The sequence below is a fragment of the Variovorax sp. RTB1 genome, from assembly GCF_035018765.1.
Lineage (GTDB): Bacteria > Pseudomonadota > Gammaproteobacteria > Burkholderiales > Burkholderiaceae_C > Variovorax.
Genome location: NZ_JASJXG010000002.1, coordinates 178341 through 191736, shown reverse-complemented (window position 1 = coordinate 191736; position 13396 = coordinate 178341). Strand labels below are relative to the sequence as shown.

The following is a 13396-nucleotide window of genomic DNA, read 5'->3' as shown; positions in this document are numbered from 1 at the left end:
CGGGTTCGAGAAGCTGACGACGGGAGCGGCTCGCGGCTGCGACGAAAGGACATTGAATCCTCCTGATGTAACGAGTTCGAGATACTGGACCGCACACGCTCGAGTCGGTGTCGGTGACGAACCACGGGGACTGTCGGCATCGGCGCTATTTGCCGGTGACTTTGAATCCGGCAGGCTGCATCAAAACATGCAGGTCGCTCATCCCGGTACAAGCATTCGTCAACATCGCGCAGGATAATGTTTCGATGAACCAACTCGACGCTCTTCGCCAATGGACCACCGTGGTCGCCGACACCGGTGACTTTCGGCAATTCGTGCAGTACAAACCGCAGGACGCGACGACCAATCCGTCGCTCATCCTGAAGGCCGTGCAAAAGCCGGACTACCGACCGCTGCTCGACGAAGCGGTTTCCAAATTCAAGGGCAAGCCGATCGACGAGGTGATCGACCGGCTGCTGGTGCGCTTCGGCACCGAGATCCTGTCGATCATTCCGGGCCGCGTGTCGACCGAGGTCGATGCACGACTCAGTTTCGATACCGCTGCGACGGTGGCACGGGCCGACCGCATCGTGGCGCTGTATCGCGCAGAAGGCATCGACGTCGAAAAGCGCGTGCTCATCAAGGTCGCGTCGACGTGGGAAGGCATCGAGGCCGCCCGGCAGCTCCAGCTGAAGGGCATCAACTGCAACCTCACGCTGTTGTTTTCGTACGCGCAAGCGGTGGCCTGCGGCGCGGCCAAGGTCAAGCTGATCTCGCCCTTCGTCGGGCGCATCTACGACTGGTACAAAAAGACAGGTGGCGCCAAGTGGGAGGAGGCCGCCAACGCGGGCGCCAACGACCCGGGCGTGAAGTCGGTCCAGCAGATTTTCGATTACTACAAGAGCCAGGGCATCAAGACCGAAGTCATGGGCGCGAGCTTTCGCAACGTTGGCCAGATCGCCGCGCTGGCCGGCTGCGACCTGTTGACCATCAGCCCCGAACTGCTGGGCGAACTGGCGGCGAGCGAAGCGCCGTTGCCGCATGCACTCGATGCGTCGGCTGCGGCCAAGCTCGATATCCAGCCGGCTTCCTACGACGAGCCAGGGTTCCGCTTTGCGATGAACGAGGATGCGATGGCCACCGAGAAACTGGCCGAGGGTATTCGTGCCTTCGCCGCCGATGCGATCAAGCTTGAAAAGTTGATGGAGGCCAATTGAGCGCCGCGGGCGTGCCCCTGGCATCTGGCTACTTGCGGGCCGACAACGCGCCGACCTGGGCCGCGTTGCAGGCGCACTTCGAAGCGTCCGGCAAGTCGCTCGATTTGCGCGAAGCTTTTGCATCGGACTCGCAGCGCGTCGCCTCGCTGAGCCAGTCGGCGCCTCATGTCTTCGCCGACATGTCAAAGAACCTGACCGACGTGGCAACTGAAAAGTTGTTGCTGGCCCTGGCACGCGAATGCGGTCTCGAAGCGCACCGAGACGCGATGTTCGCCGGTGACCACATCAACACCACCGAGGACCGCGCCGTGCTGCACACGCTGCTGCGCGCGCCGGCCACCAAAGGCATGACCGGCAAGCTGGCCGAGGTGCACGCTACGCTCGATGCGATGCTGGCATACGCCGAAAAGGTACGCGCCGATCACACGATCACCGACGTGGTCAACATCGGCATCGGTGGCTCCGACCTCGGTCCGCAGATGGCGGTGCTGGCAATGGCCGAGTACGTTGCGCCGGGCAAGCGTTTTCACTTCGTCTCAAACGTCGACGGCCATGAACTGGCCGGCGTGCTCAAGGGTCTGGCCCCGGAACACACGCTGTTCCTGATCGCGTCGAAGACCTTCACCACCGCCGAGACGATGACCAACGCACAGTCGGCCAAGCGCTGGTTCGAGCAGGCCGGCGGCGTCGACATCGCGCAGCATTTCGCGGCGCTCACGACCAATGTCGAAGCGGCCAAAGCCTTCGGCATCGACACGACTTTCGGCTTTTGGGATTGGGTCGGCGGGCGCTACTCGTTGTGGTCCGCCATCGGGTTGCCGATCGCGCTGGCCATCGGTGCCGACGGCTTTCATGCGCTGCTGGCCGGCGCACACGCGATGGACGAGCACTTTCGCACCGCGCCGCTGGCGCAGAACTTGCCGGTGCGGCTCGGGCTGCTCGATGTCTGGTATCGCAACTTCCATCGCTTCACGACGCGCAGCATCGCGCCGTATCACAGCGCGTTGAAGCGCTTGCCGGCGTACCTGCAGCAGCTCGAGATGGAGAGCAACGGCAAGCAGGTCGACCTCGACGGCAAGCTGCTGCCTTTCGGTACGTCGCCGGTGTTGTGGGGCGAGCCGGGCACCAACGGGCAGCACGCGTACTTTCAAATGTTGCACCAAGGCACCGACGTGACGCCGCTCGAGTTCATCGGCGTGCGCGATGCATCGCACGATCTCGATGGGCATCACCCGAAGCTGCTGGCCAACTGCATCGCGCAGGCGCAGGCGCTGATGGTCGGCAAGCAGGACGCTGGCGGCCACAAGAACTTTCCGGGCAATCGGCCCAGCACTTTCTTCGTGTTCGAGAAGCTCACGCCGGAAACGCTTGGCGCGTTCCTGGCGATGTACGAGCATCGCGTGTTCACCAGCGGTGCGCTGTGGGGCATCAACAGCTTCGACCAGTGGGGCGTGGAACTCGGCAAGGTACTGGCGCGGGACATCGAGCCGCGGCTGGCTTCGGGGGACACGTCCGGGCTCGACGCTTCGACGGCCGGTTTGCTGGAGCGCCTGCGTCCGCCAGCTTAAGTGGCTTGCACGGCCACTCCGCCTTTATGATCCTTTTGGGGTTTTCCCATGGGACTACAAAGAGGAGTTAGCCGAATGAATATCCAGGAATCTGTTCGCACGTGCTTCACCAAGTTCGCCGATTTCACGGGTCGTGCTTCGCGATCCGAGTATTGGTGGTTCGTACTCGTGTATCTGATCGCCTTGTTTGTCGGCGCGCTGATTCACCGCTTCGTGCAGGGCTTGGTGGTGCTGGTGTTCATCGTCCCGATCATTGCAGTCGGCGCGCGCCGCCTCCACGACATCGGCAAGACCGGCTGGCTGATGCTGCTCGGGCTGATTCCGCTCGTCAATTTCGTCCTCCTGTATTTCACGGTGCAGCCGTCGCAGCCTGAGACCAACCAGTGGGGCGCTCCGCCCACCACGGTACCGGTCGTTTAGGCGCTCGAAACTTGCATCCTCCAAAGGCCGCCTTGCGCGGCCTTTTTCACGTCGCCAGGGTCAAACTACATCCTGTATTGCTCGAATCAGGGAATCCACTAGCCAATCAATGCATGAAAGTACCGGATGTGGCGATCGAAGTACCAAAGCCGCAATCCGCAATCTACAGAATCCTTCCCACAGCGATCGGTGGTCGCTGATCACAACAGGAGACTATTCATGAAGCGTTTTGCCAAAGCGGGCCTCGTCCTCGCACTCACCGCTGCCGGGTTCGCCCATGCCGCCACGGAATTGGTCATTGCCACCGTGAACAACGGCCACATGATCGAAATGCAGAAGCTCACGCCGTTCTTCGAGAAGGCAAACCCCGACATCAAGCTCAAGTGGGTGACGCTCGAAGAAGGCACCCTGCGCCAGCGCGTGACCACCGACATCGCCACCAAGGGCGGCCAGTTCGACGTGATGACCATCGGCCTCTATGAAACACCGATCTGGTCGAAGAAGGGCTGGCTCAAGCCCATCGCCACCGACGCGGCATACGACGTCGACGACCTGCTGCCCGCGATTCGCAGCGGCCTCTCGACCGACGGCAAGCTGTACGCCGCACCGTTCTACGGCGAGAGCTCGATGCTGATGTACCGCAAGGACCTGGCAGACAAGCTCGGCATCAAGATCTCCGACAACCCAACGTGGACCGAAGTCAGGGCGTTCGCCGACAAGGCCAACGACCCGAAGGCGGGTGTGTACGGCATGTGCCTGCGCGGCAAGCCGGGTTGGGGCGACAACATGGCCTTCCTGACCACGCTGGTGAACACCAACGGTGGCCAGTGGTTCGACATGAAGTGGAAGCCGCAGATCGACACCAAGCCCTGGCATGACGCCGTCACTTTCTACGTCGACATGATGAAGAAGGACGGCCCTCCTGGCGCGTCGGCCAACAGCTTCAACGAGAACCTGGCGCTGTTCAACGAAGGCAAGTGCGCTGCATGGGTCGACGCGACCATCGCGGCATCCTTCATCAGCGACCCGAAGCAGTCGAAGGTGGCCGACAAGGTCGCCTTCGCGCAGGCACCGACCGCCACGACGCCCAAGGGCGCCAACTGGCTCTGGTCGTGGAACCTCGCCATCCCCGCCAGCTCGAGCAAGGATGAAGCTGCGCAGAAGTTCATCAAGTGGGCAACGTCGAAGGACTACATCAACCTGGTCGCCAAGGAAACGGGCTGGGCTTCGGTGCCGACCGGCACGCGCAAGTCGACCTATGCCAACCCTGAATTCCAGAAGGTGGCCAAGTTCGCAGAAGCCGAGAAGAAGGCCATCGACACCGCCAACCTGACCGACAGCACGCTGCCGAAGTCACCGTACGTCGGTGTGCAGTACGCGGCGATTCCGGAGTTCCAGGCGATCGGCGTGGCTGTGGGCCAGCAGATGAGCGCGGCACTGTCGGGCAAGGTCACTGTCGACCAGGCGTTGAAGACATCGCAGACCGCGGCCGAGCGTGAGATGAAAAAGGGCGGCTACTACAAGTAGTCCGTTTTCATCCCCTCTCCTCGCGGGGAGAGGGCCAGGGTGAGGGGGCATCGGCGCATCCACATTAACAGTGGTCTATGTCGCTCTCCCTCACCCCAACCCTCTCCCGCAACGGGAGAGGGGGCAATCGCCAGCGAGGAATACAAAAATGAAAAGAATACTGCCGCGCGCCCTCATGGCGCCCGCCGTGCTCACGCTCTTCCTCTGGATGATCGTGCCGCTGTTGATGACGTTGTACTTCTCGTTCGTCAACTACAACCTCATGCAGCCGGGCGAGCGCACCTTCGCCGGCATCGAGAACTTTCACTACTTCGTGACCGACCCCGACTTCTGGCCGGCGGTGTGGAACACGCTGATGCTGATCGGCAGCGTGATCATCATCACGGTGGTGGGCGGGGTGCTGCTGGCCATGCTGGTCAACGAGCCGTTTCCCGGCCGCGGCATCGTGCGCGTGCTGCTCATCTCGCCGTTCTTCGTCATGCCCGCGGTCAACGCGCTGCTGTGGAAGCACATGATGATGAACCCGATCTACGGGGTCCTGGCCGATCTGTGGCGCTTCTTCGGTGCGACGCCGGTCGACTGGCTGACGGACGTGCCGCTGTTCTCGATCATCATCATGGTGGCATGGCAATGGCTGCCTTTTGCCTGCCTGATTTTCATCACATCGCTGCAGTCGCTCGACCGTGAACAGATGGAAGCCGCGCGCATGGACGGCGCGACCGGGCCGCAGCGATTCTTCTATCTGACCATCCCGCATCTCGGCCGCCCGATGGCGGTGGTGATCATGATCGAGATGATCTTTTTGCTCGGCATCTTTGCCGAAATCGCCATCACCACCAATGGCGGCCCGGGCAATGCGAGCACGAACATGACTTACATGATCTTCAAGCAGTCGCTGATGAATTTCGACGTGGGTGTGGCCTCCGCCGGTGCGCTGTTCGCGGTGGTGTTCGCCAACATCGTGGCCGTGTTTTTGATTCGCATCATCGGCAAGAACCTGGACTGAGAGGCAAGCATGCAAGCCACCAAACCCCCCAGCAATTTTCTGCCATTGACGTTGCGTACCGTCGGTGCGTGGGCCGTCACGCTGATCCTGTTCTTTCCGCTCGGTTGGCTGTTTCTCACGGCCTTCAAGACGGAATTGCAGGCGATCCATGTGCCGCCGCTGTTCGTCTTCGAGCCGACGATGGACAACTTCTCCGAAGTGCAGCGTCGCAGCGACTACCTGCTGTATGCGCGCAATTCGCTCATCACCAGCCTCGGTTCGACCCTGCTCGGCCTGTTGATCGCGGCGCCGGCCGCGTATTCGATGGCGTTCTTCCGCACCAAGCGCACGCGCGACATCCTCATGTGGATGCTGTCGACCAAGATGATGCCGGCGGTTGGCGCGCTGATGCCGATCTATGTGCTGGCGCAAGCCTCCGGTTTGCTGGATTCGCTGACCGCGCTGACCGTCGTGTTCACGCTGTCCAACCTGCCGATCATGGTCTGGATGCTCTACACGAACTATAAGGACATCCCGCCCGAGATCCTCGAAGCCGCCCGCATGGACGGCGCCGGCATCTGGAAAGAATTCCGCTACGTGGTGCTGCCGCTGTCGGTCGGTGGGCTTGCATCAACGGGCCTGCTGTGCCTGGTGCTGAGCTGGAACGAGGCCTTCTGGGCCCTCAACCTGGTGTCGGCCAAGGCCGGCACGCTGGCCACGCTGATCTCGCAGTACTCCAGCCCCGAAGGCCTGTTCTGGGCCAAGCTGTCTGCCGCCTCGTTGATGGCCATCGCGCCGATCGTGGTGTTTGGCTGGTTCAGCCAGAAACAACTCGTCCAAGGCCTGACCTTTGGCGCGGTGAAGTAATCAAGGAGACAAATCAATGGCCTACCTCGAACTCAAGAACATCAAGAAAAGCTTCGACGATGCGCACATCATCAAGGGCGTCGATCTCGAAATCGCCAAGGGCGAATTCATCGTTTTCGTCGGGCCCTCGGGCTGCGGCAAGTCGACGCTGCTGCGGCTCATCGCAGGGCTCGAACCCATCACCAGCGGCAGCCTGATGCTCGATGGCAAGGACATCACCTACACCGCGTCGGGCAAGCGCGATCTGGCGATGGTGTTCCAGAGCTACGCGCTCTATCCGCACATGAGCGTGTACGACAACATGTCGTTCGCGCTCAAGCTGGCGGGTGTGTCGAAAGACGTGATCAAGAGCAAGGTCGAGCACGCGGCGAACACGCTCAACCTTACCCAGTACCTGCAACGTACGCCCAAGGACCTGTCGGGCGGGCAGCGTCAGCGTGTCGCCATCGGGCGCGCGATCGTGCGGGCACCCAAGGTCTTTTTGTTCGACGAGCCGCTGTCCAATCTCGATGCAGCGCTGCGCGGCAACACGCGTGTCGAGATCCACAAGCTGCACGTGGCGCTCGGCGCGACCACGATCTACGTCACGCACGACCAGGTCGAGGCGATGACGCTGGCCGACCGCGTGGTGGTGCTGCGCGACGGGCTGATCGAACAGGTCGGCTCGCCGCTCGACCTGTACGACCGGCCGGCCAACCAGTTCGTCGCGCAGTTCATCGGCATGCCGTCGATGAACATGGTGGCGGCCGCCGCGATCCCGAGCTTCTCGTCGCAGACCGGTGGACGTTTGCCGCAGGACGGTTTCCTCGGCGTGCGCCCCGAAGGCTTGCGTGTGCATCCGGGCCGTGGCGCGGCACCGGGCGGCGTGTCCGGCCGCGTCGACCTGATCGAAGCGCTCGGTGCCGACACGTTGATTCACGTCGACGTGGGTGGCGTACCGCTGATCGCTCGCCAGAACGAACGCACGCCGCTGCGCGTGGGCGACGAGGTCGGCGTCGAGCTCGATCCGTCGGTGCTGCATCTGTTCAACAAAGAAGGCCGAACGGTTGCCGCATGAGGCACCAAACGCAAAGGACATCGTGACCACCAGTGAACCCGATCGGGTAATTCTTCATCTCGGGCTCGGCTCGTTTCATCGGGCGCATCAGGCTGTGTACCTGCAACGCCTCATAGAGGTCGGCGACACGCAATGGTCGATCACCGGCGCCAACCTGCGCGGCGACTTGGCCCCGGTGCTCGATGCACTGCAGGCGCAGGGCGGCAGCTACACGCTGGAGACGGTGTCGCCCGCGGGCGAGTATCGCTACGAGCGCATCGAATCGATTCGCAAGGTGTTGCCGTGGGAGCCGACGCTCGCTGCGGTGATCGCCTGCGGCGCTGCACCGGCCACGCGCATCGTCTCTTTCACGGTGACCGAGGCGGGCTACTACCTGGACCCGAAGGACAAGCTCGACCTGTCGTTCACCGACTTGTCGGGCGATGTCGAGCGGGCACGCAAGGGCGAAGCGGGGCAAACCATCTACGGCGCGCTCTGCGCCATCCTGCGGGCGCGCAAGGCCGCCAATGCAGGGCCTGTCACGCTGCTCAACTGCGACAACCTTCGCCACAACGGCGAGCGCTTTCGGGCTGGCCTGCTGGAATTCATCGGCATGACCGGCGACGACGCGTTGCTGCAATGGGTGCGAACGAACACGACTTCGCCCAACGCGATGGTCGACCGCATCACGCCGCGCCCGCCGCCAGAGTTGCGCGACCGGGTGAAAGCGGCGACCGGCTGGGACGACGCCGTGCCTGTCACCGGAGAGAGCTTTATCCAGTGGGTGGTCGAAGACGACTTCATTGCGGAGCGGCCCGACTGGGGTCGCGTCGGCGTGCAACTGGTCGATTCGGTGGCGCCTTATGAAGAGGCCAAGATCCGCATCCTCAACGCGACGCACAGTTGCATCGCCTGGGCCGGCACGCTCATCGGGCTCGACTTCATCCACGAAGGCACGCACGACGCGGCGATCCGCAAGATGGCATTCGACTACGTGACCGACGACGTGATTCCGTGCCTAAGTTCGCCGACGTCACCGGGGCCGATCGATCTGCCGGCGTACCGCGATGTGGTGCTCGACCGCTTCGGCAACCCTGCCATCCGCGACACCAACCAGCGCGTCGCGATGGACGGCTTCTCAAAGATACCCGGCTTCATCGCGCCGACGGTGCGTGAGCGGCTGGCGGCGAGCGAATCAATCGACAGCGTGGCCATGTTGCCGGCGCTGTTCCTCGCTTTCTTGCAGCGTTGGCATCGCGGCGTGCTGCCGTACGAGTACCACGACCAGAGCATGGATGTGGCGGCGGCGCATGCTTTGTGCGACGCGGTCGACCCGGTCGAGACGATGTGTGCCGATGTAGCGCTGTGGGGCTCGGCGGCGAGCGACGCGCGGCTGGTGGATGCGGTGCGCGGTGCCAGCGAAAAAGTGACGCGCTTCGTCGAAGGCGCACCGGCATGACCGCAGTCACAGGCGCCATCGACGCCATCGCTTCGACGGCTGCTACGACCGCCGCGAGGAGCGGCAGCTTCGTGGGTCGGCATATCGTTTTAACGGGCGCAGGCGGCGGCATCGGCCTCGCCGTGGCACAAGCATTCGCGGCCGAAGGCGCTCTCTGCAGCGTGGTCGACCGATCGCCGACCGCCTCCGACGAGGCCGCCGCGTTGCAACAGTCGCATCCCGCACAGATTCACTATGTCGGCGCCGACGTGACCGATTCGCGCGCCATCGCCGACATGCTGGCCTCCGCCACGCAGTGCTTCGGCCCGGTGCACACGCTCTTCAACAACGCGGCGCTGTTCGACCTGGCACCGCTGCTCGACAGCGACGAGGCCTCGTTCGACCGCCTGTTCGCAGTCAACGTCAAAGGCATGTTCTTCGTCATGCAGGCCGTGCTGCGGCAGATGGTCGAAGGCGCTACGCCGGGCGCGTCGATCATCAACCTGGCGTCGCAGGCCGGCCGCCGTGGCGAGGCGCTGGTGTCGCACTACTGCGCCACCAAGGCGGCCGTCATCAGCTACACGCAGAGCGCCGCACTGGCGATGGCGCCGCACGGCATTCGCGTCAACGCGATTTCGCCGGGTGTGGTCGACACGCCGATGTGGGCGCATGTCGACAGCCTGTTCGCCAAGGCCGAAGGCTTGCCGCTCGGTGAAAAGAAGCGACGCGTCGGGCTCGAAGTGCCGCTCGGCCGCATGGGCAAGCCGGGCGATATCGCCGGCGCTGCGCTGTTCCTGGCGGGCGAGGCGGCGAGCTACATCACGGCGCAAACCTTGAATGTCGACGGTGGTAACGTCATGAGCTGAACGGTTTTTCCGTTCTGCTCCAGCCTTCGCTCGTCACTGCTTCATGCCCGCTTTCCCGACTGCTCGATGACCGCCGCACGCCAACGCCACTTGCCTCGCCACCGCGAGCCGGAGATGGAGCGCGACTTCGCGCGCTCACCGGCGCTCGGCTACGAGGCGCCTGACGAAAGCGGGTTGGTGCGCTGCCTTGCGCACGGCTTTCCGAGCCCGCTGGTGCGATGGCATTTTCATGAAGAGTACGAGCTGCATCTGATCACCGAGACGTCGGGCAAGGCCTTCGTGGGCGACTGGATCGGACCATTCCAGCCCGGCCATCTGGTGCTGTGCGGGCCCAAGCTGCCGCACAACTGGATCTCGCTCGATGCGCCGGAAGGTGGTGCGGCCGGGCGCGATCGCGTCATCCAGTTTCGGCACGAGCCGATCGAACGTGCGGCGGTTGAAATTCCTGAATTGCGCGAGGTCATGCACCTGCTTGACCGCGCGCGCAACGGCATCGAATTTTTCGGCATGTCGGAGCGTGCGCGGTTGCATTGGGATCACATCAAGGCGTCGCGCGGTGTGCGGCGCTTCGGCGTGTTTTGCGACTTCATGGCCGACCTGTCGCAGTGCACCGACTACCGCTTGCTGTCGAGCGTTCAGATGCAGGGCGTCGAGGGCGATGCCGAGGTCGACCAGATCAACGGCATCGTCAACCGGATCACCGCCAACCTGGCCGAGCCGATTGCGATGTCGGATGTGGCGGCTGAACTGGGCATGAGCGAGAGCAAGTTCAGCCGGTTTTTCCGGCGCTCGACCGGCAACAGCTTCACCGATTTCGTGAACCGCGTGCGCATCAACAGCGCGTGCCACCTGCTGATGCAGACCGACCACTACGTGACCGACATCTGCTACCAGGTCGGCTTCAACAATGTGGCCAACTTCAACCGGCGCTTTCTGGAAATCAAGGGCATGACGCCCAGCGAATTCCGGCGGCAGGCCGATCACCGCTTCGGCGGATCGACGGTGCCGTTGAATGCTCTGGCACCACCGAGTCTTCAGGCGCCCACGCCGACCAGCACCGGCGTCGCGCGGTAGCGGTCCGGAAACACCTTCCTCAGGTTCTCGATTTTCGGTAGGTCGTTGAAGACGATGTACGGCTGATTCGGATTGCGCGTCAGGTAGTCCTGGTGATAGCCCTCCGCCGGAAAGAAGGCTTTTTGCGTTTCGATGGTCGTGGCGATCGGACCGCCGAAGGTCTTGGCCGCGTCGAGTTGGGCGATATAGGCCTTGGCGACGCGCGCCTGCTCGGGCGATTGCGCGAACACGGTCGAGCGGTATTGCGTGCCCCGGTCCGGCCCCTGGCGATTGAGTTCGGTCGGGTTGTGCGCGACCGAAAAGTAGATCTGCAGGATGCGGCCGTAGCTGATTTGCTTGGGGTCGTAGGTGATGCGAACGGCTTCGGCATGGCCGGTGCTGCCCGAGCCGACCGACTCGTACCTGGCCGTCTTCTCGTCCCCGCCGGCATAGCCCGACACTGCGCTCGTCACGCCCTTGACGTGCTGAAACACGCCCTGCACACCCCAGAAGCAGCCACCGGCGACAACGGCCGTTTCGGTGCCGGTAGCAGACGCTGCGGCGGCACTCGCAGCACTCGCAGTACTCGCCGCATCGTCGGTCGGTGCTGGAATGACGACCGCATTCTCGGCAGCGAACGAAGGCACTGCCTTCCAGAGTGCTGCGCCACCGAGCAATGCCACCGCGGAAAGCAGCGTGCGGCGTGCCAGCACCGAGCGTGTTGCCGATGCGGATGTGGCGGCGGAGACGGCGGAGACGGTTGCTCTGGCCTGATGGTTCGATTGTTTGTTGTTCATACGGGTTTCGCGTCCTTTCGTGCTTCTTCCAGCAATTGCTGAATAACCTGTTCCGACTTTTCGTATTCGCCTTCGCCGAAGTGGTGAAAGCGAATGCGGCCTTTGGCATCGACGAAGTAATGCGCCGGCCAATAATTGTTGTTGAAGGCGCGCCAGATGGCAAAGCTGTTGTCGATCGCAACCGGGAAAGTCACGTCGAGCTCGCTCACCGCACGCTTCACATTGTTGATGTTTTTCTCGAATGCGAACTCGGGTGCATGCACGCCGACCACAACGAGCCCTTGGTCTTTGTACTTGCGATTCCATTCGCGCACATAGGGCAGGGCGTTGCGGCAGTTGATGCAGCCGAAAGTCCAGAAGTCGACCAGCACCACCTTGCCGCGCAATTGCTCGGCCGTGAGCGGTGGCGAGTTGAGCCATTCGACGGCGCCTGAGAAGCTCGGTAACGCGCCTTCGTCAGGCAGCGAGAGCGGGGCGAACCGCGGCACGGCGGGCGCCTGCACCTTGATGAAGGCAGCGCGGTCGTTTGCAGTGGGGGGACGGGCAGCATCCGATGTCTGGTCGAGCGCCGCGTGCGGCCGCAGGCGCTCCAGCAAGCCACGCTCGATCGACGCACCGCCGCTGCCCGACGAGAGCTGCGCGAGCACGCCGGTGTCGAGGCCGAGCGACACCGCTGCAACGCCGGCCAGCACCGCGACGCCCAGGCCTTTGCGCAACCATTCGCCAGCGCCGATCGTCCGCTTGAGGAAGGCGAACACGCGGCCACCGAGCAGCAATGCGGCGGCAAGCGACGTCATGGCGCCGGCTGCGTAAGCCAGCAACAAAAGCGAGGTGTGAACGGTGGGCCCTTGCAGCGCTGCACCGGTGAGGATGAGCCCGAGCACCGGTCCGGCGCAGGGCGCCCACAGGAGGCCGGTTGCCACGCCGAGCAGCAGCGAGGGCACGACGGGGCTGCGTACGCCGCCGTCAGAAGCGACGCGCTGGTTTTGGCTGCGCGTCGCCGAATTCAATAGTCCGGAGCCGAGCGCGACCAGCGGCCGCGTGACGCGCTCCGCAAGGCGAGGCGCGATCAGCATCACACCCATGACCCCGAGCAGCACGATGGCCGCCATGCGTCCGTATTCATTGGCCTCGACGGCCCAAGCGCCGGCTACCGCACCGAGCGACGCGACGCCTGCGAAAGTCAGTGCCATGCCGACGAGCAGCGGCAACCCGCTCTTGACGAAAGGCTGGTCGACCCGCGCGAAGACGAAGGGCACCACGGGCAGGATGCAGGGCGCCAGGATGGTCAGCGCTCCGCCCAGATAGGACAGGATGAAATAGATCATGGGATCCTCAGGTTGGCGAAGCGCTGTCGGGAAAGGCTGGAACGCTTACTTCTTCATCTCATCCTTGCCCATCGAGTCTTTCTTCATGCCGTCTTTGGCCATGCCGTCCTTCGCCATCGAATCCTTCTTCATGCCGTCCTTTGACATCGAGTCCTTCGTCATGCCGTCCTTGGCCATGGAGTCTTTGCTCATCGAGCCCTTGGCCATGCCGTCGTCCTTTTTCATTTCGTCGGCGGCAAAGGCCGAGACGGAACCGATGGCCATGCAGGTGGCGATGAGTGCTGCGGAGAATTTGTTCATTTAAGTTGTCCTTCG

The 13396-nt window shown here is 63.2% G+C and carries 12 protein-coding genes and 1 pseudogene; 10 read left to right on the top strand and 3 right to left on the bottom strand.

Annotated elements, in window-relative coordinates:
• The first annotated feature begins 245 nt into the window (after window positions 1-245).
• The 10 genes from tal to QN397_RS02290 all read left to right on the top strand — a co-directional run bounded on the left by tal (window position 246) and on the right by QN397_RS02290 (window position 10977).
• On the top strand, window positions 246-1196 hold the full coding sequence (gene tal, locus QN397_RS02335; protein WP_323499931.1) for a transaldolase: 951 nt from the start codon (window positions 246-248) through the stop codon (window positions 1194-1196).
• The gene (gene pgi, locus QN397_RS02330) at window positions 1193-2764 is read left to right on the top strand and encodes a glucose-6-phosphate isomerase (RefSeq protein ID WP_323499930.1); all 1572 of its coding nucleotides are present in this window, start codon (window positions 1193-1195) and stop codon (window positions 2762-2764) included. Before tal ends, pgi begins: the two co-directional genes overlap by 4 nt.
• 75 nt (window positions 2765-2839) lie before the next feature.
• Window positions 2840-3184 carry a DUF805 domain-containing protein gene (locus QN397_RS02325; protein WP_323494737.1) on the top strand — a complete coding sequence of 115 codons (345 nt, stop codon included), beginning with the start codon at window positions 2840-2842 and terminating at the stop codon, window positions 3182-3184.
• 219 nt (window positions 3185-3403) lie between these two features.
• Complete coding sequence (locus tag QN397_RS02320; RefSeq protein WP_187054479.1) at window positions 3404-4711, top strand: ABC transporter substrate-binding protein; 1308 nt, start codon at window positions 3404-3406, stop codon at window positions 4709-4711.
• Window positions 4712-4859: 148 nt separating this feature from the next.
• On the top strand, window positions 4860-5717 hold the full coding sequence (locus tag QN397_RS02315; protein ID WP_323494736.1) for a sugar ABC transporter permease: 858 nt from the start codon (window positions 4860-4862) through the stop codon (window positions 5715-5717).
• A 9-nt stretch (window positions 5718-5726) separates the two neighbouring features.
• Window positions 5727-6563 (top strand): carbohydrate ABC transporter permease, encoded by an 837-nt coding sequence (locus tag QN397_RS02310; RefSeq protein WP_323499929.1) that lies wholly within the window; start codon window positions 5727-5729, stop codon window positions 6561-6563.
• A gap of 16 nt (window positions 6564-6579) precedes the next feature.
• On the top strand, window positions 6580-7620 hold the full coding sequence (locus QN397_RS02305) for a sn-glycerol-3-phosphate ABC transporter ATP-binding protein UgpC (protein WP_323494734.1): 1041 nt from the start codon (window positions 6580-6582) through the stop codon (window positions 7618-7620).
• A gap of 49 nt (window positions 7621-7669) precedes the next feature.
• Entirely contained in the window at window positions 7670-9058 is a 1389-nt protein-coding gene (gene dalD, locus QN397_RS02300) for a D-arabinitol 4-dehydrogenase (RefSeq protein WP_323495008.1), read from the top strand.
• Window positions 9055-9903, top strand: coding sequence for an L-iditol 2-dehydrogenase (locus QN397_RS02295; protein WP_323494733.1), 849 nt, complete (start codon window positions 9055-9057; stop codon window positions 9901-9903). Before dalD ends, QN397_RS02295 begins: the two co-directional genes overlap by 4 nt.
• Window positions 9904-9969: 66 nt before the next feature.
• Window positions 9970-10977 (top strand): AraC family transcriptional regulator, encoded by a 1008-nt coding sequence (locus tag QN397_RS02290; protein WP_323494732.1) that lies wholly within the window; start codon window positions 9970-9972, stop codon window positions 10975-10977.
• Here the strand turns inward: QN397_RS02290 and msrA are convergent.
• The 3 genes and pseudogenes from msrA to QN397_RS02275 all read right to left on the bottom strand — a co-directional run bounded on the left by msrA (window position 10938) and on the right by QN397_RS02275 (window position 13381).
• Complete coding sequence (gene msrA / locus QN397_RS02285; protein ID WP_323494731.1) at window positions 10938-11753, bottom strand: peptide-methionine (S)-S-oxide reductase MsrA; 816 nt, start codon at window positions 11751-11753, stop codon at window positions 10938-10940. The genes QN397_RS02290 and msrA overlap by 40 nt on opposite strands.
• A pseudogene (locus tag QN397_RS02280) lies at window positions 11753-13081 on the bottom strand (cytochrome c biogenesis protein DipZ); the annotation flags it as partial. The pseudogene QN397_RS02280 and the gene msrA, both read right to left, overlap by 1 nt.
• A gap of 45 nt (window positions 13082-13126) precedes the next feature.
• The gene (locus QN397_RS02275) at window positions 13127-13381 is read right to left on the bottom strand and encodes a pentapeptide MXKDX repeat protein (RefSeq protein WP_323499928.1); all 255 of its coding nucleotides are present in this window, start codon (window positions 13379-13381) and stop codon (window positions 13127-13129) included.
• Between the last annotated feature and the right edge of the window lie 15 nt (window positions 13382-13396).

Coding starts and splice junctions, on each gene's coding strand:
- QN397_RS02315 (WP_323494736.1), top strand. CDS start 4,860: ATGAAAAGAATACTGCCGCGCGCCCTCATGGCGCCCGCCGTGCTCACG.
- tal (WP_323499931.1), top strand. CDS start 246: ATGAACCAACTCGACGCTCTTCGCCAATGGACCACCGTGGTCGCCGAC.
- msrA (WP_323494731.1), bottom strand. CDS start 11,753: ATGAACAACAAACAATCGAACCATCAGGCCAGAGCAACCGTCTCCGCC.
- QN397_RS02310 (WP_323499929.1), top strand. CDS start 5,727: ATGCAAGCCACCAAACCCCCCAGCAATTTTCTGCCATTGACGTTGCGT.
- QN397_RS02275 (WP_323499928.1), bottom strand. CDS start 13,381: ATGAACAAATTCTCCGCAGCACTCATCGCCACCTGCATGGCCATCGGT.
- QN397_RS02320 (WP_187054479.1), top strand. CDS start 3,404: ATGAAGCGTTTTGCCAAAGCGGGCCTCGTCCTCGCACTCACCGCTGCC.
- QN397_RS02295 (WP_323494733.1), top strand. CDS start 9,055: ATGACCGCAGTCACAGGCGCCATCGACGCCATCGCTTCGACGGCTGCT.
- QN397_RS02325 (WP_323494737.1), top strand. CDS start 2,840: ATGAATATCCAGGAATCTGTTCGCACGTGCTTCACCAAGTTCGCCGAT.
- QN397_RS02290 (WP_323494732.1), top strand. CDS start 9,970: ATGACCGCCGCACGCCAACGCCACTTGCCTCGCCACCGCGAGCCGGAG.
- QN397_RS02305 (WP_323494734.1), top strand. CDS start 6,580: ATGGCCTACCTCGAACTCAAGAACATCAAGAAAAGCTTCGACGATGCG.